The organism is Pirellulales bacterium (genome assembly GCA_035656635.1).
Lineage (GTDB): Bacteria > Planctomycetota > Planctomycetia > Pirellulales > JADZDJ01 > DATJYL01.
Map to the genome: position 1 here is coordinate 1 of DASRSD010000028.1, position 19,149 is coordinate 19,149.

The 19,149-nt window shown below is 52.4% G+C and carries 22 protein-coding genes; 17 read left to right on the plus strand and 5 right to left on the minus strand.

From position 1 onward, the window contains the following. Positions 1-303, plus strand: a 303-nt coding sequence (locus tag VFE46_01985) for a hypothetical protein (protein ID HZZ26750.1), incomplete at its 5' end; no start/stop codon positions are given. A 77-nt stretch (positions 304-380) separates the two neighbouring features. Here the strand turns inward: VFE46_01985 and VFE46_01990 are convergent. Continuing rightward, positions 381-872 (minus strand): helix-turn-helix domain-containing protein, encoded by a 492-nt coding sequence (locus VFE46_01990; protein HZZ26751.1) that lies wholly within the window; start codon positions 870-872, stop codon positions 381-383. 541 nt (positions 873-1,413) lie between these two features. On the opposite strand from VFE46_01990, the gene VFE46_01995 reads away from it, so the two are divergent. The 8 genes from VFE46_01995 (at position 1,414) to VFE46_02030 (ending at position 8,350) form a co-directional block, all read left to right on the plus strand. Beyond that, positions 1,414-1,719: a type I restriction endonuclease subunit M gene (locus VFE46_01995; GenBank protein HZZ26752.1), complete on the plus strand. Its 306-nt coding sequence runs from the start codon at positions 1,414-1,416 to the stop codon at positions 1,717-1,719. A gap of 55 nt (positions 1,720-1,774) precedes the next feature. Next, entirely contained in the window at positions 1,775-2,125 is a 351-nt protein-coding gene (locus VFE46_02000; protein HZZ26753.1) for a hypothetical protein, read from the plus strand. A 54-nt stretch (positions 2,126-2,179) separates the two neighbouring features. Then, positions 2,180-2,986 carry a hypothetical protein gene (locus VFE46_02005; protein HZZ26754.1) on the plus strand — a complete coding sequence of 269 codons (807 nt, stop codon included), beginning with the start codon at positions 2,180-2,182 and terminating at the stop codon, positions 2,984-2,986. Positions 2,987-3,319: 333 nt separating this feature from the next. Next, positions 3,320-3,958, plus strand: a complete 639-nt coding sequence (locus VFE46_02010; GenBank protein ID HZZ26755.1) for a hypothetical protein — start codon at positions 3,320-3,322, stop codon at positions 3,956-3,958. Positions 3,959-3,961: 3 nt separating this feature from the next. Beyond that, entirely contained in the window at positions 3,962-4,693 is a 732-nt protein-coding gene (locus tag VFE46_02015; GenBank protein ID HZZ26756.1) for a hypothetical protein, read from the plus strand. A gap of 434 nt (positions 4,694-5,127) precedes the next feature. Further along, a complete protein-coding gene (locus VFE46_02020) occupies positions 5,128-6,222 on the plus strand; it encodes a type IV secretory system conjugative DNA transfer family protein (protein HZZ26757.1) in 1,095 nt (364 codons plus the stop codon). Between the two features lie 1,084 nt (positions 6,223-7,306). Continuing rightward, positions 7,307-7,729 (plus strand): hypothetical protein, encoded by a 423-nt coding sequence (locus VFE46_02025; GenBank protein HZZ26758.1) that lies wholly within the window; start codon positions 7,307-7,309, stop codon positions 7,727-7,729. 45 nt (positions 7,730-7,774) lie between these two features. Next, complete coding sequence (locus VFE46_02030; protein ID HZZ26759.1) at positions 7,775-8,350, plus strand: hypothetical protein; 576 nt, start codon at positions 7,775-7,777, stop codon at positions 8,348-8,350. A 12-nt stretch (positions 8,351-8,362) separates the two neighbouring features. Here VFE46_02030 and VFE46_02035 read toward each other — a convergent pair whose 3' ends face one another. After that, on the minus strand, positions 8,363-8,800 hold the full coding sequence (locus VFE46_02035; protein ID HZZ26760.1) for a hypothetical protein: 438 nt from the start codon (positions 8,798-8,800) through the stop codon (positions 8,363-8,365). 329 nt (positions 8,801-9,129) lie between these two features. On the opposite strand from VFE46_02035, the gene VFE46_02040 reads away from it, so the two are divergent. The 7 genes from VFE46_02040 (at position 9,130) to VFE46_02070 (ending at position 14,693) form a co-directional block, all read left to right on the plus strand. Further along, positions 9,130-9,336: a hypothetical protein gene (locus VFE46_02040; GenBank protein ID HZZ26761.1), complete on the plus strand. Its 207-nt coding sequence runs from the start codon at positions 9,130-9,132 to the stop codon at positions 9,334-9,336. Between the two features lie 70 nt (positions 9,337-9,406). Then, complete coding sequence (locus tag VFE46_02045) at positions 9,407-9,715, plus strand: hypothetical protein (GenBank protein ID HZZ26762.1); 309 nt, start codon at positions 9,407-9,409, stop codon at positions 9,713-9,715. Positions 9,716-10,466: 751 nt separating this feature from the next. Continuing rightward, a complete protein-coding gene (locus tag VFE46_02050; GenBank protein ID HZZ26763.1) occupies positions 10,467-10,937 on the plus strand; it encodes an ArdC family protein in 471 nt (156 codons plus the stop codon). Then, entirely contained in the window at positions 10,826-11,332 is a 507-nt protein-coding gene (locus tag VFE46_02055) for a hypothetical protein (GenBank protein ID HZZ26764.1), read from the plus strand. The genes VFE46_02050 and VFE46_02055 overlap by 112 nt, the downstream gene beginning before the upstream one ends. Next, the gene (locus tag VFE46_02060; GenBank protein ID HZZ26765.1) at positions 11,301-11,918 is read left to right on the plus strand and encodes a hypothetical protein; all 618 of its coding nucleotides are present in this window, start codon (positions 11,301-11,303) and stop codon (positions 11,916-11,918) included. The genes VFE46_02055 and VFE46_02060 overlap by 32 nt, the downstream gene beginning before the upstream one ends. A 183-nt stretch (positions 11,919-12,101) precedes the next feature. Then, entirely contained in the window at positions 12,102-13,580 is a 1,479-nt protein-coding gene (locus VFE46_02065; GenBank protein HZZ26766.1) for a glycosyltransferase family 39 protein, read from the plus strand. Positions 13,581-14,042: 462 nt separating this feature from the next. After that, on the plus strand, positions 14,043-14,693 hold the full coding sequence (locus VFE46_02070; GenBank protein HZZ26767.1) for a hypothetical protein: 651 nt from the start codon (positions 14,043-14,045) through the stop codon (positions 14,691-14,693). On the opposite strand, the gene VFE46_02075 is transcribed toward VFE46_02070, so the two are convergent. Then, on the minus strand, positions 14,679-15,104 hold the full coding sequence (locus VFE46_02075; protein ID HZZ26768.1) for a hypothetical protein: 426 nt from the start codon (positions 15,102-15,104) through the stop codon (positions 14,679-14,681). The two genes, VFE46_02070 and VFE46_02075, sit on opposite strands and share 15 nt — an antisense overlap. After that, positions 15,097-15,792, minus strand: a complete 696-nt coding sequence (locus VFE46_02080) for a ParA family protein (GenBank protein ID HZZ26769.1) — start codon at positions 15,790-15,792, stop codon at positions 15,097-15,099. Before VFE46_02080 ends, VFE46_02075 begins: the two co-directional genes overlap by 8 nt. A gap of 733 nt (positions 15,793-16,525) precedes the next feature. Between VFE46_02080 and VFE46_02085 the strand changes: the two genes are divergently transcribed. Further along, on the plus strand, positions 16,526-17,959 hold the full coding sequence (locus tag VFE46_02085; protein HZZ26770.1) for a replication initiator protein A: 1,434 nt from the start codon (positions 16,526-16,528) through the stop codon (positions 17,957-17,959). Positions 17,960-17,974: 15 nt separating this feature from the next. On the opposite strand, the gene VFE46_02090 is transcribed toward VFE46_02085, so the two are convergent. Continuing rightward, positions 17,975-18,106, minus strand: a complete 132-nt coding sequence (locus VFE46_02090; GenBank protein ID HZZ26771.1) for a hypothetical protein — start codon at positions 18,104-18,106, stop codon at positions 17,975-17,977. Positions 18,107-19,149 lie beyond the last annotated feature (1,043 nt).

The following is a 19,149-nucleotide window of genomic DNA, read 5'->3' on the forward strand; positions in this document are numbered from 1 at the left end:
GCGATGATGAAGAAGACTTTGCCCTATCATTTTGCATGTTTCGGCTGCGGTGCTACGTGGTATCTACACCTCTCGGCTTCAAAATGCCCCTATTGTGAGAAGCCCTGTCAGTCGCGCAGGCGGAAGGCCCAGCCGAAGCACCTTCGTGGCGCGAGCGTGAAGCTAATGCCGTTTAACCGGTTTTGTAAGGAACTCTTCAAACTCGATGATCCCGAGGAACGAAGCCGCGCACTGGCCCGGTACAAGCGTGAGGAAATTCGTCGAAAAAAAGATAACGACAATGACGTGGAACTACCGTTTTGAGGCGAACAAAACCACAGCGGCCAAGAGCAGAACTGCAAACTGCCCTTGGCCGCCGTCTTGGTGTTGGCAATTATCAATCAACCGGCTTGCTTCTTCGTCAGCCGCCGGGGTCCGCCGATACGGCCTTCGGGTTTGAGCATTAGCAAACCTTCATTTTGAACCCGCACCAGTTCGTCGTGCGAAATCCGCCACTCCTCGTCGAGTCCTCGACCGAAGTCAGCTTTCTCACCACGAATGCGGCCCATGCGGCAATATTCGCGCACCGTATAGGGACGCCTCCCCAAAACCTTCGCGGCCTCTTTGGTGCTGTAGTATTCTTTGACCAATGGCTGCGACAGCACTTGCTTGGCGAGCGTATCGAGCATCGCATGAATTCGCTGGAGCTGCTCTGCCAGCGGTACAAGTGATTCGATGAGCATCGCCTGAATTGACTCTTTACCGCTAGAACGCTTGCTCCCTCGCAACGTTGAGCTGCTTACTTCGGGAGCACGGGCGCCTTCCTCTTCCTCTAGGAACGTCGTTTGCCGAAGGTCCATCTTCGGTTCCCTGTTGTCGGCGGGCATCAGCATACGCACCTCCAATGGATGAACCGAACTAAAAAAAATCCGCGGAGGTAACCCTACCTGCCAGGTCAAAAAATTCAGGCCGAAACTTCAAAAAAGTTCCTTCCGTGTTTTTCTGAAAAACTGTGCACCTGTTCCTGTGATTTTGCTTCTCACACAAGTTGATGCTGGGCAAACGGCACTCTGACTTTCTGGACACTTGGGCGAACTGAACCGCTGCTGAAAAATGTGACTTTGTCGTGTGCGAATTGATTAAGTCCGCCGAACGCAATCTGCCATCCAAGTCCGCGTCACGCAACGGTCACGCCAGGGGAACTGTCATGCCCATTGCTATGTGCCGCTGGTGATTGTCGGAGCGCGATGCCTTCTTTCGACCCGCAGGTCTCCGGCTCCGCCGGAGTCGAGTTCATTTTTTCTTCCGGCGGGGTAGGCCCCGGTTGTTTTCAACGGGAAGTGAAAAACAAACCGTGGCCTACCCACACCGGAAGGTGCTCCCCTCGGGGACGCAGCAACCGCTGGGAACACCACTTTTTTGGAGGAATGAAACATGACTGAAGAAACGAAAACAGAAATCACAAGCTACAAGCGACCAGCCTTCCCGTTGGGAAGGCTGCTAACGTCACGCGGAGCGCGGGACGCCATTGGCAGTCGCGAAATCGCTGAGGCACTCGCCCGGCATCACGGCAAAGATTGGGGCGATTGTTGCCCCGCCGACTGGGCATTAAATGACCGGGCCGTGGTCGAAGGCTCGCGCATTTTCTCGGCCTATCACAGCAGTACCGGGGTAAAGTTCTGGATTATCACTGAGGCTGACCGCGAAGCGACAAGCGTGCTTTTACCGGACGAGTATTAGAAACCAACGGCTGGCCGGTTATTCCGGCCAGCCAACTTTATTGATGGAGACAACTATGAAATCGCAATTCCCAAGATTTATCGAAATTATTCATGACCCGTTGGACATCGGCAAACGGCAATGGCCCCTCGACATAATTTCAGGAACGTTTTTGATGGGAGACATCTTTGCCACGAGCAAAGCCTGGAATCGGCTGATTCATGCCGACGTGATGCGAGCGCTGTTTCGGCACGCACTTGGCGATTGGGATGAGTGTGACCCTGAGGCACTCGAAGGCAATCAGGCCGCTCTCACCTGGGGCGGACGCATCGAGACCGAATTCCAAGACAAGAATGGGAGTCGGTTCATCATCCAGACAAAACGTGAAACGCAAGTGACGACCATTCTGCTACCAGAGGAATCTTGACAACCAACCCGGCCTGATAATCCCATCGGGCCGGTTTTAATCATGGAGGAAATAATGAAAACGAATCACGACCCCCGCAATCAAAAACGCAATGGCAATCAGAACGTGCAATCGTGCCATGCCGATACTGAAAATTGCTTGGCGCAACCCACTTGCCGATTACCGGATATTCCTAAGAACCGCAGCCCTGTGCCGGAACTGACCAGCTTGCATACCAAGGCTGGCCGAGGGAATTACGGTGATGCCAGCTATCGCGGAAATTGTTCCGGCCTGTTGATTCGAGACTTGTTGCGATATTACCAACCAAAGGCAGTTTTGGACCCAATGGCGGGTAGTGGCACCTGCCGTGATGTCTGTGCGGAGTTGGGAATTAGCTGTCAGAGCTTTGACCTTAAGGCTGGTTTAGACGCTACTGACCCGGCCAACTTTCAGACATTCGGCCCGTTTGATTTTGTTTGGATGCACCCACCGTATTGGCGAATGGTGAGCTACAGCGACGACCCTCGGTGCCTTTCGCGCGCCCCAACGGTGTCAGAATTCCTTCAGCGATTACGACAAGTCATTCGCAATTGCTTGCACTGCCTAACTCCCAGCGGACGGCTGACAATTCTCATGGGAGACTGGCGGCACCAAGGTCGTTATTTGGGTCTGCCGTTCCGTACCTTCAACTGTGCGGTCGCGGAGGGACTCTGGCTAGATGCCCCGGAAATCATTCGCTTTCAGCACGGTGCTACCTCGTCGGGTAAAGTCTATGACTTTGCTTTCATCCCGCGACTGCACGATGTCTGCCTAGTTTTTAAGCGGCGCCCACCCAACGATGCGGAACTCCCAATTGTTGCGTCAATCGCCAAGGCAGCATAAGACAGCGTACCCAATCTGACGCCGACAGGCTCTTCCGTCTGTTGGCGTTCTTTGCCTTTTGTGCCATCAATCGGAGAGGCCAGCAGCCAGGGCCTCCTGCCACCAATCACCGTTTCACTCGCGTTCGCTTTCTCCTGATTGACCGCCAATGAATCGGGGTTTTTTCGATTTCATTTCAATAACTCGCCGCTACAAACTCGCTACCGCTTCAAATTAGGCTGACCTCTTAGTAAATTCTTACCATTACTAGATTTCCGCAATTCCATGTCGCACTTATTCACTGTTCCAAGACGGGGGGAAGTACGACCCGAAAGTTCGAACCGACTCGGGATTATGAACCTGACCGCACTCGACCGGCAGATCCTTTGGACACTAACCCGGAAGGTCAGGGTTTTGACCGCCCAGCAGGTTGCGGAAACTTGGTTTGCCGACCTGTCTCAACCAACACGCGCCGCTGTTAAGCGGCTTAGACAGCTTCAAGATTTTGGCCTTCTCAACGAGCATGCCGTCATGCTTCATCCGATGATCCATCTTGACGCGCCAGTGTTGAACTGGATGCCTGGAAACGAGGAGCCTAATTTCGGGGCACTCTCTTATCGACTCAAAGAACGCTGGCCATCGCCGCTGGTCACCAAGTCTATTTTCCATGCTACTCGTGATGCGAATCGACTGTTGGGAGGCTATATCGGTGGTCGGCAACCCCGCACTTCCGAAACGACACATGATGTTCATCTTGCCCAGGTTTACTTGAGGTTCCTTCGCCAGGAACCACGAACGGCCAAGCGGTGGGTGAGCGAACATCAGTTGTATGCCGAAGGGGGCGGGCGCAATGAAAGGTTACCCGATGCCATTATTCGCCATCCTCGCAACCGAGATCTCGATCTCGTCGTCGAATTTGGCGGTAAGTACCCCAAGATGAAACTGATTGAATTTCACGACGCATTGCGTCACCTTCGCTATCAGATTTGGTGATTGATGCCAGACGAACAAGCCCTCAAAGATGCCATCTTAAGGCACGTAGGCCTCTATCGACTCACACTGGAGGCGGTCGTCCGGCACCTGTTCTTCAATGACTCGCCAAAGCTCAAGGGTGGCGACCCGGTCAGAAACATGCTCGATAGTCTGGTTAAGGACAAGCTGCTGCGGCTGCAACAATTCCCCAACAAAGTTGAGTTCTGGACACCCACTATCCAAGGAGCCAAACAAGCAGGTGTCCGGCGGGGCCGTGGAACGCCTCGCGATGCACAGTCGCTATCAACACATTTAGCTGTGCTCTGGTTCTGTTGCATGGCGTCAAAACGTCGCTATCGGCTCGAACCCGAAGACCTGCGGGAGCTGTTCGGCCCAGAAAAGCCTCACGATAACATTCCACATTGCATTGCGCCCGACGGGGACGGGCCGCGAATTTATCGAATCATATTCCCCGAACAAGCCGACGCGGCCACCGCCATTCAGCAAGTAGCGTCTATTCTGGACGAAATTTTCATGCGCAACCGTCCGATTCACGACTGGATCAAAGCTCGCGATTACGGGATGGCAATCCTCGGACAAACAGAAGAGAAATGCGCGGATCTTAACCGGCGAATCCATGCTCAAATTGAAGGTCGGGATCCAATCATTGCGCGTGGTCACTGCGTCGTCGAATTGGGACCGAGCCCTAAGACTTTGAGAATGGCCCTTAACCGATGGTTCAATGATAACCGATGACTTCATCTTCCAACTCTAAACCGGTTCATCCGGCATCGTTAATCGACCTTGGCACCCGCCTCTTGAAGGGTAAACGCAAAGAACCGGTGCGCATGAGCCGCGAGGATTTTGGCAAAGGGCATATGCACATTCGCGGACGAACACGATCGGGAAAAACATCGATGGCCATCATTCCGCTGGCCAAGCAACTAATGGCTCCATACCCTGACCCATCGGACACCAGCGACAAGCCGCGCATGATTCGCGACCCCGTCTTTATTTTTGATCTCGGAGGCGACCAGGCACTCTTTGGGTCGATGAAGCGCACGGCGGCAGCCGAAGGCCGCAAAGATTCGTTCAAATTCTTATCACTCGTGCGGGATGACGCTTGGCATTTTTTTGACCCATTTCAAGCCGTCGATCCACGCGGCGGAGGATCGCGCAGTGTAATCCGGTTGGCCAATCTGTTTATTGAAGCATTCAATTTAGACAATGGCTTAGTTTACGGCGGTCAATATTTTACGCAGCAGAATCTGGCAGCGTTGCTCGACGTGGTGCGTGCGTTCGACAGAGAGAAGGGGCACCCACCGACACTGCGGGAGATCTCCGATTACCTTGACTCACTTCGCCGCCGCAAGCAGCGGGAGTTTCGCGATGCCGACCAAATCCGCATGACATTCAATTTCCTGTTGGAGTATCCACAACTGCAACCCACGGCGGAGGACAAAGCGGGTGGACGGATGATCGATATGGCTAAAGCCTTGGACAACGAGCAAGGCGAGGTGATTTATTTCTTTACTCCCACTCTGAATGAATCGACCACCGCTCGTCAAATTGCTGGTCTGGGTCTGTACAGCGTGATCAACGCCGCCATCGAGAAACGACGGGCTGACCCGGACTCCACACCGCCACGACAACATATCTGGATTTTTGTCGATGAATTCCATGAATTGGCGGGGCGGTCTTTTGCCTCACTATTGGCCCAGGCGGGAAAATTCGGCATCACGCTCATTCTCGCCAATCAAACGACGGATCAACTCGAAAATCGCGACACGTCGCTCGCGCAGGTGGTATTCGACAACTGTCACGTCAAGCAGTATTTCACGGTCACATCGAAGCGCGACATTGAAGATCTGCAAACCTTGTCAAAGGAGATGAAGTTTCTGCTTAGCACGCAAACATTAGGAGTCGATACCTCGGTTTCAAAGCGTGAAGTTCTGCTGCCAAAACTAACCAAGAACCGCATCCTTAACGTCAGTGCCACTAAAGGACACACCTTCCTGATCATCGACGACGGCAAGGGGCACAAGGAACCGCAGCGCGTCATCGCCAAATATGCGACCAAAGAAGAGCATTACTTGAAGGATTCGTACACTCGCTTGCCGCCCGCTGAGAAACGACAGGCCGCTACTCCGCCGACGCAAAACGCCGCCCCCGCTGTTCGACCAAAGCAAACGACCGTAAAACCCGAACGATTTACGCCGCCGGACCGAAAGAAGCAGCTTGACCAGCTACTCGCTGAAAAGCAACAAGCCGAAGCAGTGGCCTAAGCATGGTCCAGAAAAGACAAAAGACCTCGAAAGGTCTGATGTCTCAACTCGAAATCAGGTGTTTTAAGTAGGTCGCCTGATATCAATCGTGCAATCCGGCAAAGCGCTTGACCTGTTGCAATGCCTACGATTTTTTCGAGTCTAATTGTCGTCAGTTTTTGGAGTCGGTGACGACGGCCGAGTAAAAAATCGACTGATTCAAATAGTTTACCTATTCTCGCTGGCTGCGCCAAGAAAATCGTGGACATTGCCGGATGGGATCGTGCTATAGTCGCCACATGCTCAATAAATTGTGGCCCTTAAACAAGCTGGATGACTTTTGGTTCTTTCGATTGACTGCCAGGATTAGTGGCCAAGAGTTTCCGCAGCCTGATCAGCAATTCCTCGATTACATCAGTCGCATTGAGCAAATCTTAGGCCCGCTGCGTGGTCCTGCCGCTCTACTCACATTCATCAAATGGCACCTGCCCGCTGCCTTAATGGGCTTTCTTGCCGGCTACTGGCACGAACCCCGGCTATTTGGACTGGTGTTGCTGTTAGCGTGTTCGCCAATTCTGTTTGCGATCTGGTGGGCACGCACCAAAGGCAAATAAAAAAGGTCGCACAAAAGTGCGACCTTAACGAATACTTGGCTATCGTTTGAAATACCAGCCAAAGTTAAAGAATAACCAGGCCGTTATTGCAATCGTGGTTAGCCAGATTCGGACCCATGGAACGGCGTCGAAGGTCACAACTGACCGAACTAGCCTTCCATTACGATCGTAAGTATCCGTTTTTTTACTTTTCAACATAATGCCTCCTATTGTTAGTTAACAAAGCAAAACAGACGTTGGTCTGCTTTGATTTGCACCGAGGAGGACACCAGCAAAAAAGCAAGCACGTCCATGACTCGTGCCGATTTTTAGCGTGATAAGCTGCAATGGAACCATGGTATTCCAGCAGCCTTAAAACCGAAGAAAACCCTTTACATCTGCCCGAACCCATTCATTTTAGCGGCCTGCGCCAAAAGGTCTATCTAGCCGATTAAAAATTGCTTAATTTGAGAGAATCTCCGGTTCTTTGAACACTATTCTCATGCGTCACGATGCCTGATCTCAACGGCAATTCCTGGAATGAAGCGGGTCCGGCTTATGACCTCAGCGACCGGGTATCGTTGCTGGCACATGGCGCCCTAAATGTCGACGGCGAACGATATCAGTTGGCGGACGGTGAAGAGGCAGACGTTCCCGACGCCGGACAACTATTAAAGGTCCGCTTCCGCAATGGCAGATGGGTTTATCGGTCCGTCGAAGCAATGGAGGTGGTGGTTACGACGACCAGAGTTCGGATTTTGCATTCGGAGGAAGTGTCATCGGATTTTTCCGTCCAAGCGATCAATCCTAGTCAGCGTCCGGTCGCAGAAGATGGCGAAAACTGGCCACGTTGGAGACGCTCTGAAATTGTGACGCTGATTTCGTTTGCAATAATTGTCCTGACCGGCTTGGTGTGGTTCTTACTGACGCGGTAAATGGCGACGCGGGCTCCGTCCCAAGGCATACGCAACGGAAGCTATATGACGCAGACATCCAATCAAAAACAGCAGAGTTGGGTTCCGTTCCCACTTCAATCGAATCATTTTGGCGATCAAGTTGAATTCGCCGAAGGTGGCACGGTTCGTTTAGGCGACAAAGCTTTTGCAGACGGACGACGAATTGATTATTCATTCGCGGGCAACACGGCGACTCGTGACAACGCATTTGGCGCTACGCTGACCATTCGGTCGGCGGACGGACAGTTCTATTATTTTCGCTATGACGGAGAACAATGGGTCAGGCGGATCCCGGAGAGCGATGATGCGCGTCCTTTTTTACATTCGCTCCGGCAGGAGATGGCCATGAGCGGTGCCGTGATTGGACCGCTGCAATGGTTGATGGAACGGCTCGGGGAACTCATGCTTCCCGCGTTTCTATTTGTGATGGTGATAGTACTTCCGATTTTCGCGCTCACGCACGACTTCAAAGACAGCGAGACGGTAGTAAAGCCAATTTTTCTGATCATGCCGCTGTTTTTTATCCCGGCGATGATCCAATTGCTTCGCGATATCGCCGTCGCGCTACGGCGGCGGAAATCGTTTCGCGAACGAAAGTAACTAGAGCAAGAGCTACTTATCTCCGGGAGCGGGGTTCGACGATTCGGTGGCGACCGGATCCGATCGATTTTTATCTTGATCGAGTTTGGCAATGGCTAAGGTCGATCCGACAAAGAGGCCGGTTGCACCCAATACCATAATTCCAATCCACATCCGATTCGGTCGCGGGCGACAGAGAAACAGGAAAGGATCGCGCAACCAGGCGGGCCAGTTCCGCGTCTTTTCCATGTCGACGGAATAAGAAATCTGTTTCTCGTGCCGGTTGCTTTCTGAATCCGCAAATCGCTCCTTAAAGCTAAAGGCCAAACCGCCAAATAAGAATGCGACCACTAATATCAGCCGCGCCCAACCATGCAGCGTCAATTCGTATGCCACGAACACTGTCGAAAGAACCATCAGTAGATACACCAGTACGGCCTGTTGCTTTCGCCGGAAAGAAGATGCTGACATGACAGGAAGCCCCTGATTAAAGTGGTGAAAAAGCAGCATTATCTCCGCCGAATTAATTTTGCCAAGTCAGGCCGTCGCCAACCGGTATAAATCGCTCCGCAGCCTGAGATTCAGGGGAAATCCAGCTCGTCGAGCGTTTTTTGTCACACTTTGCTGCCACGCTCCATAACACTCTTCGAGCGCGTTCTTTCACAGCCGTAGTCGGTAGAAGTTAGCCGCGGCTCTCGCTGGGGAATCAGGAATTGCACCGATTTCGCACCGAGAGGCCGATGGTGCAGTTTGTTTTCGCTAGCGATCTCGCTCGCGAATCGTATTAGGAGACATCAGCCATGTGCGCTGAAATTCCATCCGATGCGGTGTTTTCCTTGGTGTGTGAAGAGTGTGATGCCGGTAGTAATGTTCTCAGCCACGAGCAAGCGATTGCCGAAGGCTGGACGCACATTATCTATGCGCCGGATCTGCCGATGGCGAATTTCTTGGGACTGTGTCCCGATTGCAAACAGGAAGAAGATGCTCGCGAGTCGGCTCGTCAGTAGGTTCGTTAGTGTGCCTGCGATGTTCGCGGGCGCAATTCGTGTTTCTCTGTTATCGAAAGGACTGAACGTTATGACTACCGCTACAAGAAGTCGGAAGTCTCAGGCCAAGAAGCCTGTGCATGAAGTCCGCGTTGGACGAGTAAAGGGCGTGATCTGGGAAAATGAAACGGAGAAGGGCGTGCGGCACAATGTGACGCTGCGCCGAATTTACGTCGATACCGAAGGCAAGTGGCAGAGCAGCGACAGTTTTGGTCGCGATGATTTGCTGCTGGCAGCCAAGGTGCTGGATCTGGCCCATAGTTGGATTTTTGCCAACAGCCAGACTGGCAATGACGACGCAGCAGGTCACGAAGAAGGCGGGGCAGGAGACCACTTCTGAAGGAGCCTGTTGAATTCGTCAGGCAGAGAGAGGTTCTATCTGATCATTGCACCATCGGACCTCTCTTTTCGATTCTCATGCTGACTTTCAGTCAGGCGATCTAATCGGACTGGCTAATCAAAACACTTCCGTCGGGACCCGCGCTCCCGGCGGCGCTGCCCCATACCTCCGCCCGTGCCGACGAGAGACTTTCGGAACTGGCGGAGCCAGGCAGACTTTGTCGGCCCGAGGGCTGCGGCGCCTCTGGTCGCTACCCCACGGAAGTGATGCGAATCGGATGGCTAAACCAAATCACCTAGCTGCTGTGACGTTAATAACTTTTTCTTAAGAAATCCCGGCGTGCTACTCTGGGCTGTTGCTTCGCAGACCGCGAGCATTTGCTCTTTTCCTTGCTGGTTACGGGTAGACCAAATCAAGTCACCGTCTCGCTTGCTCGCATCTTGCGCATGAGCGAGACCGGTGGCGTGCATTTTGTGAAGGTTTATTTTCCTGTTTTAACTCGCATGAAAGGAGTTTCGAGATTGTTCCACGTCGCTTTCTGAAAGCGATCCAGTCTAGGTTGCTGCTCGGCAGCAATCGCTCGTATCGCAACCACGCGTGCTAGCCCATCGGCTGGTCACCACGGTTGCTCTCTTCGTCTTCACCCGGCGCTTCTTGGCCGGAGTGATTCCCATTTCATCCCAGAGTTTTCGTTCGTCCCGTCGGGGTCCATGAACGAAAAGTCTCGTCACTCATTTGGAGGATCTAGTCCATGAATCGCGAAGAAGCCCAGCAACGATCGGAGGAAGCTTTGCAAGAACTTATCCATGCCTTGGAGCAGGGTCGCAGTGAGACGCTCATCAAGTATTTGGAAACGCTCGCGCGCTTCCACCATTACAGTTTTGGCAACACCATCCTGATTGCCATTCAGCGACCCGACGCCACGCACGTGGCCGGATTCCATCGGTGGAGGCAACTAGGCCGCGTGGTCAAGAAGGGTGAGCATGGCATCGCCATCTTGGCGCCGCTGGTTTACAAGCAAGCCGCTTCGGAGCCAGCCGTAGCAGCCGCCGACCAAGAAAACTCCAGCGTCACCGTCTGCGAGGATTCAAAGTTGTGTACGTGTTCGACGTGTCGCAGACCGAAGGCAAAGAATTACCCGAATTCGCCGCCATCGTGGGCGAACCGGGTGAGCAATTGGAACGTCTCGAACGGCTCATTGCCCAAACGGGCATCGAACTAACCTTCGAAGACATTCCCGGCGGAGCGCTGGGTTGTTCGTCGGTCGGGAAAATTCGGATCCGTCCGGCTCTAACCCCAGCCGAGACGTTTACGGTGCTTGTGCATGAACTCGCCCATGAGCGATTGCATGACAAGGCTCGACGTAAGGAAGCTCCGAAAACGGTTCTGGAAACAGAAGCCGAAGCCGTGGCGTTTGTCGTCGACCGCGCTTTGGGCTTGGAGTCTTCGACCCGCTCCAGCGACTACATCCAGCTTTACGCTGGCAACAAAGAGGTGCTGCTGGAATCGCTGGACCGAATCCAAAGCACCGCCACATGGATTTTAACCAATCTTGAATCCCTAAATGATGAAAAGGAGGTAGCCCATGACCGTGCATCATCCGCCTGCCACGCATGACGATGTCTTGCTGGCGATCGGTTCGCTGATCGATCACATCAAGGTGCTTGTTTCGGCCGTCGATGATTTGCGCTGCGAAGTGGAGTGGCAGTCACGCAATCCACGCGATGATCATCCGGCGGCCGCTGGAGCTAATTTGAACAGCGGAGTAGGGAAGTCCGTTCTTCCGGCGGCTGACCAGGAGATTTCGATTGAGTTGCTCCTGACCGCAGCCGGGCGGCTTCAGGCCTTCGAGAAGTTGCTCTATCAGGCGCCGCGTGGCGTGTGGCTCGATGAATTCGCCTCCGAGGATGATTATATTATTCCCGAAGGGCGAGTCTTTTCACTCGATGCCGATCTGTGGACGAGCGTCCTCGATGTTCGGCCGGCCCACGTCGTCGGCGATAGTTGCTGCTGCGAAGCAGGCGAGGGGACGCCATTCCTCTTGGCATGGCAAACCGAACGCGAGTTCCTGCTACGTGAATTGACCTACGACGAAGCCCGGAAGCTCCAAGAGTTTTGTTTGGCTTGTCAGGCAGAGCGGGCCGACGCCGCGATTCAAGAGGCTCGTCTTATTTCATCCCAATCGCAGCTTGGCCTGTTTTAGACGAACGTTCCCAATGAGGTTGGTATCCGCACGCCACCGACCTCATTTCATTTGTAACAAAATGATTTCAGCAACCGGATTTCACGGAGGAATCTGCTTCATAACTCGTCCAATAGTCCGTCGAGTGAGGCGAGAAGCACTCTTGACCATGCCGCTGCGCTCGTGAGACGTTATTGCTTCTGAATGACGACGCCATTGGAATTCACAATTCAGCGCACTTCGTTAATAGTCCTTGCCTGCGGTGCGTTTTGTATCTTTGTCGCAGGCATTTCTGACTGGCAATACGGCTTTGTGGGCGATGAGTTTGCGTATTTCGATTATGCAAAGCAAATCGCACGCGCAAACTTGCTTGTGAATCCGTTCAACCTTGACGACGTTTACGGGATCGAGCGCACGCTTGGAAGCTATTGGCAGGCAATTTGGATTTGGTTAATTGGCGCAAATGTAATCGCTTGGCGACTGGCAAACGTGATTTTGATCGTTCCTGCCGTGCTAATCTGGAACGCTACGCTTGCCCGCATATTCAATGCTCGAACTGGACTTATTGGCGCGGCGTTGCTCGGGTCATCATATTTCCTAATGAATTTCTTTAAGATCGGATACACACACCCGTCGTGTTTCTTATGCTTTTTGTTTGCCTTCCATTATGCCGCCAAATCAGCAATGGATGGACGAGCCCTTAGTTTCGGCACCCTCGGAGTCGTTCTTGGAATTTCATTCTACCTCTACGTCGGGCCGGTGTTTCCGGTCATCTTTTTGCCCCCGATTGCGTTCATTCGGCGGCGGCAGGTGAAGGGAGATCGAACACATTACGTGGTTCTTGGTGCATGCTATCTCGCCATAGTGCTAATCGGTTTGCTGACAACTCCCGCGGCGCATTGGGCCGGTGGACTTAGCAAAACCATTATCCACCGTGAGTTTGACGACAACGCGCAAATTGCGATCAACATCGGGAGGAATTTCGTGCTCTTTTTTGTCGACTTCGATTACGGTCGCAATCACTTTGTTACTGGGCCGTACCTTGATTCGATCAGCCAAGTGCTTGCTGTGGTTGGCGCAGGCTATGCCCTTGTGCACTTTCGGTCATTTAGTTGCATATTTATCCTCGCGACATGGAGTTTGACCTGCATCGTATTAGGCCTCATTAATCCGTACTCGTGTACTCCCTCGACCCGCGGTATGTTCTTTGTTCCGTTTGGTGTGGCGTTTGCTTCGATCGCCCTCGACCGTTTGATGGCAATTCCCCTTCGCATTGTAGAAACCTGGCCCACTATATGTGGCAGCTGGCTAATCGCTGCAATCGTTGTCATCAACATTTATCGTGCGCACGTCCTAGTATTCCAAGAAACGGGATATCATGAGATTACTTCAATTATCCGTGAGGTGCGTGCAGCCGCCGAAAGCCACGAGCCGGAGCCAATGCTGTACCTGTCACAATCTTTAGGCTTCTCTACGTATGACTTATATAATGTCATGCAAGCGTTCGGCGCCAGTCGCTGCGCAATTAGAATTGCGCGAACGCGTTCTGACGTGTGTCAGGCAGTCCCACAATCGTTGCTCATTTTGAAACGGGATCCAAACATCGCGGCATTAAAGGCGCTTCCCTGTCTCAACCAGCACCAAACAAAGGTGATCGAGATTGGCCAATTCGATCATATTTAGCGTGACAGCGTTCACCCGCGATCTTTGGTGAACCAAGCAAGAGCACCAACTGCGGGAGTTAACCGACGACGAAGCTCGACAGCTGCAAGAGCTCTGTTTGGTTCGCCAAGTTGAGCGGGTCGACGCCGCGATTCAAGAAGCTCGCTTGGCACTATGCCAATCGCAGCGGGGACTGTGCTGGAATCGCCGTTTGTTCATGAGGTTCAGTTACCGCATGCCACCGGCCTCGTGTTTTCTGCAATTTTATTACTACTGCAAACTGCCAAAAGGACTCGTCCTTTTCGCCGGTATTGTGGTCTCCGTGTTCTTATGCAACGTCAGTCTATATCGTCGCATATCCGTATTAACAATGTTTTGGGATGTAATGTGTCAAGATACACCATTGCAAAGAAACAGGTCGCTTAAGTGACTTAGCTCGCTACTTCTGCTCCCATTCAGGATTCTTTTTCTAGGAGAGAACGTATGAAAATCCGGACGCGATGGAAACTCTTTTTCGGTGTGCTATGTTTCGTCGCGTTACCGCTCTCAGCAAATGCAGATCCAGAACCCGACTTGGAGCATGTGCTCGCTCGGCTGGCCTACGAAGTTCGCTCATCTGGAAAAGAGGCGCTTTTTCCGTTCCAGGACAAGCCGACTGATCGGCCCAATGCACGAGAATTATTTTGGGACGAGCACAAGAACGACTTGATCGTGTCCAACGAATTACTCAAAGAAATGCACATCGGTTATGGAGTACGCCCGGAACTGTATGAAATGCGCGTCGTTGATAAAGATAAAGTGGAACACGGCGTTATCATTGAACCCTTCATGGATGGCACGGAACCAAGCCTCATGGACGAGGCATCGCTGTTAGCTCAAGGGCATCGCGACATCGACAAATCAGCACGAGGGAACAGAGTTTACTTGATTCAGAAAGACAACGATTGCTTTTATGTGTTGCCGGTCAATCGGGATGGTACGGGAAGTGCAAGCGGTGCAATTAGTCTCGATCCACGCCACTATGGCGGTTCGCCTATCTCGCATGCCTATGATGAAGCCTCAACCGCACGGCTGAACAAAGAATTAGCCTTTTGGAAGGAACGCGATATCAAACGTTCCTCAGACCATAAGTGACTCGACCTCGTCGGATACCTTCTGTGCATCTGATTTTTCTTTGCCAAGGTAGCCATTGCGGCGAAGCCAATCGCGAGCAGCCTCGACGAGAATATCCTGCTTGGTGCCCGGTTCTAACTCGTTCATCCGTTGTGCGAACGATGCTTTCGTGATCAGCGTGTCAATTTCCTTGGGAAAACGCGTTGTCACCGTGATGACATTTGGTTCCGACGATATTTGTTGGCGGGAATTTTTAGGCTCACGTCCGGTCGGCTTGGAACGCGGATTCGATTTAGGAGCATCAACGGACTTCGCGGCAGGCGCGCTATCTTGTTGAACTGTTGCAATCGGTGCCGCAGGCTTCACTATGTCCGGCAATACCTCCTTGGCAAGTTGCCGCAGAGAATCCTTAAAATCGGCTCGTTCAGTCATTGACCACCCTCCTTATCCTATCGTTTGAATTGTCGGTTACTTCGATGCCCGGTAGTTTTCCGCCAAGCACTTCGCAAAATAGCGCGTTCAAATCAGCTTGTGCCTTGCGGGCATCAGCACCCTTCATGCGAGTGACGGATTTCCCGCTTGCGGCCCGAAACGCAAATAGCCGGCGAATCTCGGAACGTGCAATTCGATATGGCAGATTCGCCTCAAGTTGCGCGCGCAAATTCCGAGCCTGTACATCGCGAACTGCTGTGGATGTCAGCACAATAAAAGTCTCCGGTCGTTTGCCATCCGTCGCTTCGCGAGCGACGTTGATTGCCTGAAGTGCTTTGTCGATCGCCCATACATCTGAATCTGATGGCTGAAGCGGCACGATCGCGATGTCGGCAAGCAAAGTGGCAGTGAAAGCCGCGTTGCTGGCGCTACCCGGCGTGTCGGCAACAACCACCTGATTAGTTTGGGAGAGTTCCTTCAGTTTCGTCTTAATCTCTTGAGGAGTACCGGCAACCGCTACCGGAATCGCTGGTTCGGCCAGTTTGAGCCAGGTGCTCGATGTGCCCTGGTCGTGGTCGGCATCGAGTAAGGCGACTTTGATTCCCCTTTCATAGAGCCAGATTGCCAGGTGCGAAGACAGATTCGACTTGCCGGTTCCGCCCTTTGTGTTCGTAACTGTGATGATCACAATCCGAAACTACATCAAGCATTGAAAACCTGGCAATGGGTTATTTTCTTGGAACGGTTGCTTTGCTAACAACTACTGAAAGCGCTGCAAGGCTTGCAAGCTCTGAAAGCCAAGCAAGCGGCGTTTTAACGGAAGATCAAGCATTAAGCACGTGGTACTCGGTGGCAACTTGCCGTTATTCGAGCGACGTTTGCATTAGAGAGAAGATCGTGGAAATGGCCACCCAAGGATGCACCCAACATCGACGGCCTCTTATAGGCCAAATAAACGGCTCGCGATTTTGCTAACTTTCCGCAATTAGCGGTCGGGTTCGCATGCAAATCGCAAAGTTTGATCGCGGTCGGGGATCAATATTCCAAACGTTGCGCAGGAGAAGAGAAAACCTGTTGCCAGGTGTGCTGCTTCGGGCTAGCGTCCGATTGTCAGGGTTTAACTGCCTTAAAGTTCGCAATCATTTTGGCATACGTCATTCAGGCGAGGATTTGCGGCTGACGCGGTTACGACATTCAGGCGAGATTTCAAAGGAGCATACGCCATTGAGGACAGAAACGATACGACGCTCGGGCGAGAGAATTGAACAGTCAGGCGAGCAATTTGCCACTTTACACGCCACTCAGGCGAGATTTTTCGGGATAAACCCGCGAAATGATTTGCGAATCGGATCCGTAATTTATGTTCAATATGTAAATGAAGAACAACAACAAGCGGCTGCTGTAATTTTTGGAATGGGGGAATGAAAAGACAGTTGGACTTAGCCAGCAAGGCAGGGGAATTCGTTGAAGCTTGGGACGAAAACAATCTCGGCGAATTTCCGGTAGCGCTGCTGGCAGACACTGCTCCGACGGGCGTTAAAACAATCGAATTCGAAGATTCAATCAAGGATTGGCGGACCGGGCAGCTGATCCACCGCAAAGTCACTGTCACTGGCAGTGATAAATTTGGCTTGCCAACGGCCATCGACGACGAAGTCCTGTTCGGTCTAATCCAATGCACCGCACAACAAAACAATTTCACGTCACCAAAGGTTCATTTCACCAAGCACCAGCTCATTAAATTACTTGGCTGGAAAAACCGCAGTTGGGCCTATGAGCGGTTAGAAGAATCGCTTTGCCGCTGGAAGGGCGTTTCCTTGTATTACACGAGTGGTTGGTGGGACAACACGCGGCGTGTTTTCAGCGATCGCGAAGCGCTCGGCGTGATCGACTATTTTAGGGTTCGCGATGGACGGAGAAAAATTGCCGACGACGATGAGGGTACGCACTTCGTATGGAACCAAGCCTTTTTTCAGAGTTTCCAGAGTGGATACTTAAATCGTCTGGACTTCACGATCTACCGATCGCTAAAACGCCCGGCTGCGAAACGCGCTTATCGGTTTCTAAAAAAACGATTTTACCATCGGCCCGTCTGGTCATTCGATCTCAAATCGTTTGCATTTGAGAAAATTGGCCTTAGTCGTAACTATGATACGGGTCAGCTCAAAGCCAGACTACGACCGGCACTCCAAGAATTGCAAACGGTCGGCGTTATCGAATCGCCGCGATTTAGCAAGCAAGGTCCGGGTGCCTGGTCTATTGAGATTTGCGAGAAACCGGCGCCCGCGATTGCTTCTTCGCAAATTGGCACACCAAACGCAATGGTTAGCGAACTGGTGCAGCGCGGCATTCATTCGGCAATGGCACAAGAATTGGCAACTGCTGTTGCGGAAGATGTGATTCGTGAAAAACTTTCCTGGTTTGACTGGCTCGTCAAGCGCAATGACAAGCGCGTGGCGCGTAACGCTCCGGGTTTTTTGGTGGCTGCGATTCGCGAGGATTATGCCGTAGCGAAACAATTTCGGAAACAAACCGGCGATAGAGAGCACTCCGCAAAGATCGAGCATTTGCAAAAACCAGTCAATTCTGTCGACCGCATTGTTCCAGATCTGGAGTTCACGCGGCTCCGTGATCACTTGGCTGCTCTCTCGTCGGAGGAACGCACCGAATTGGAATCCGCGGCGGTTGCGGCAGCCCCGCGCTTAGCACAACAGCGGTATCGTCATCTCCAGAGTCCGTGCGGTCCTGCATTTGAATCGCTAAGGCTTGGGCTAATCGACAAATATCTTCGTCAACAGGAAACGTCGACTCAACAGACAGCAAATCAGCGAGCAGCGAGCGAGAAAGCAGCGTAACTCGGGATCGAGTTGTCATTTCTCCAGCAGCGCCGCCAGCATGATTGCGGCAATGGCTATGAAAATGAATCGAAACGGCCATTCGCGAGCAAAGTTTCTGGCCTGACGCTTTGTTTTCAAATAAACAAGAATGATTTCGTGCTCCATGCCAGAAGATACAGCCCCTGCGGTTGCTAAGCAAAATATTTGAATACCGCCTGCCACCTGCGATATAGTTCACTACAGAAGGGGTCGGATACCCTTCGACTTTCAATGTTCGTAGAGCTTTGAAACGGTATTCTGATTGGGGAAAAGCACCCGGTAAACGTGGCCACCAACCACGCTAAGGGGACGGAGTTTTACCAACCGTCACGCTTTCTGCCGGTAGAGCCGAGTGCATGGAGACATGCTTGCTCGTGCTCGACGGAGGCTTTGTGAAGTAATCCGGCTGGCTTTGTTGCCCAGACGAGTAATCTCACGATTCTATCCGATAGTTAAGGTTCTCACCTTGGTTGTTGTTGAATCAGGGCGATGCGGAAATCCTTGCGATGTCAGTTGTAGTTCGACATCCAAGCCGTCATCTCTCGAAGTTGGTGAGAACTGCCAGTCTTATGCAGTTCAAATCCACCAGCGGGATCCGGTCCCAAGCAATTGGGCCGTTTAACGTTTGCCGGTCATGGGAGTCACGAGCAGAGCGATCTGCCGTGTCGGAGAGTGATGTCTCCGAAATTCGCTGTAAGTCAGCGATTGCAAACAGCTCAACATGAAAAGGCCCGTAAGGGCTTACCGGTTAATTTGCATGAAGTCGACGCCGGAAAAGGTGACGCAAGTCGATAGACTCTGCGTTACGCGAACGGTCAACGCTCATTTGTTAAGAGGGCGCTTCTAGTTTCGGCCCTCCGAAATCGCTGCAAAATTTTTTAAGCAGCGGAAAGTATGGGAGCCTGGCGGCTCCACATAGGGCGATTGGCCTCGTCGGATCACACCGACTAGCCACGAGATCATGCAAGTAACGAGGATGGCTAACGCAGGAAGGACTGTTGCTGCCGATTGGTAATCGGCGCCTGGTATCAACCAGGTAATTCAAACGCAGCAGTCTGGGAGTGGCCCGCAAGTAGATAGTGGGCGCGTTGTCATGCTGGAGCATGGCGATGTGCTTGGCGATGCCGTGGGAAGGCACTCACGTCTCGCGCTGTGTCAGGCTGGTACCC

Excerpts from the sequence above, each read along its gene's own strand:
- VFE46_02060 (HZZ26765.1), top strand. The coding sequence starts at position 11,301 with ATGACCGTGCATCATCCGCCTGCCACGCATGACGATGTCTTGCTGGCG.
- VFE46_02050 (HZZ26763.1), top strand. The coding sequence starts at position 10,467 with ATGAATCGCGAAGAAGCCCAGCAACGATCGGAGGAAGCTTTGCAAGAA.
- VFE46_02075 (HZZ26768.1), bottom strand. The coding sequence starts at position 15,104 with ATGACTGAACGAGCCGATTTTAAGGATTCTCTGCGGCAACTTGCCAAG.
- VFE46_02040 (HZZ26761.1), top strand. The coding sequence starts at position 9,130 with ATGTGCGCTGAAATTCCATCCGATGCGGTGTTTTCCTTGGTGTGTGAA.
- VFE46_01995 (HZZ26752.1), top strand. The coding sequence starts at position 1,414 with ATGACTGAAGAAACGAAAACAGAAATCACAAGCTACAAGCGACCAGCC.
- VFE46_02085 (HZZ26770.1), top strand. The coding sequence starts at position 16,526 with ATGAAAAGACAGTTGGACTTAGCCAGCAAGGCAGGGGAATTCGTTGAA.
- VFE46_02090 (HZZ26771.1), bottom strand. The coding sequence starts at position 18,106 with ATGGAGCACGAAATCATTCTTGTTTATTTGAAAACAAAGCGTCAGGCC.
- VFE46_02015 (HZZ26756.1), top strand. The coding sequence starts at position 3,962 with ATGCCAGACGAACAAGCCCTCAAAGATGCCATCTTAAGGCACGTAGGC.
- VFE46_02010 (HZZ26755.1), top strand. The coding sequence starts at position 3,320 with ATGAACCTGACCGCACTCGACCGGCAGATCCTTTGGACACTAACCCGG.
- VFE46_02035 (HZZ26760.1), bottom strand. The coding sequence starts at position 8,800 with ATGTCAGCATCTTCTTTCCGGCGAAAGCAACAGGCCGTACTGGTGTAT.
- VFE46_02065 (HZZ26766.1), top strand. The coding sequence starts at position 12,102 with ATGACGACGCCATTGGAATTCACAATTCAGCGCACTTCGTTAATAGTC.
- VFE46_02030 (HZZ26759.1), top strand. The coding sequence starts at position 7,775 with ATGACGCAGACATCCAATCAAAAACAGCAGAGTTGGGTTCCGTTCCCA.
- VFE46_01990 (HZZ26751.1), bottom strand. The coding sequence starts at position 872 with ATGCTGATGCCCGCCGACAACAGGGAACCGAAGATGGACCTTCGGCAA.
- VFE46_02045 (HZZ26762.1), top strand. The coding sequence starts at position 9,407 with ATGACTACCGCTACAAGAAGTCGGAAGTCTCAGGCCAAGAAGCCTGTG.
- VFE46_02025 (HZZ26758.1), top strand. The coding sequence starts at position 7,307 with ATGCCTGATCTCAACGGCAATTCCTGGAATGAAGCGGGTCCGGCTTAT.
- VFE46_02005 (HZZ26754.1), top strand. The coding sequence starts at position 2,180 with ATGAAAACGAATCACGACCCCCGCAATCAAAAACGCAATGGCAATCAG.
- VFE46_02000 (HZZ26753.1), top strand. The coding sequence starts at position 1,775 with ATGAAATCGCAATTCCCAAGATTTATCGAAATTATTCATGACCCGTTG.
- VFE46_02070 (HZZ26767.1), top strand. The coding sequence starts at position 14,043 with ATGAAAATCCGGACGCGATGGAAACTCTTTTTCGGTGTGCTATGTTTC.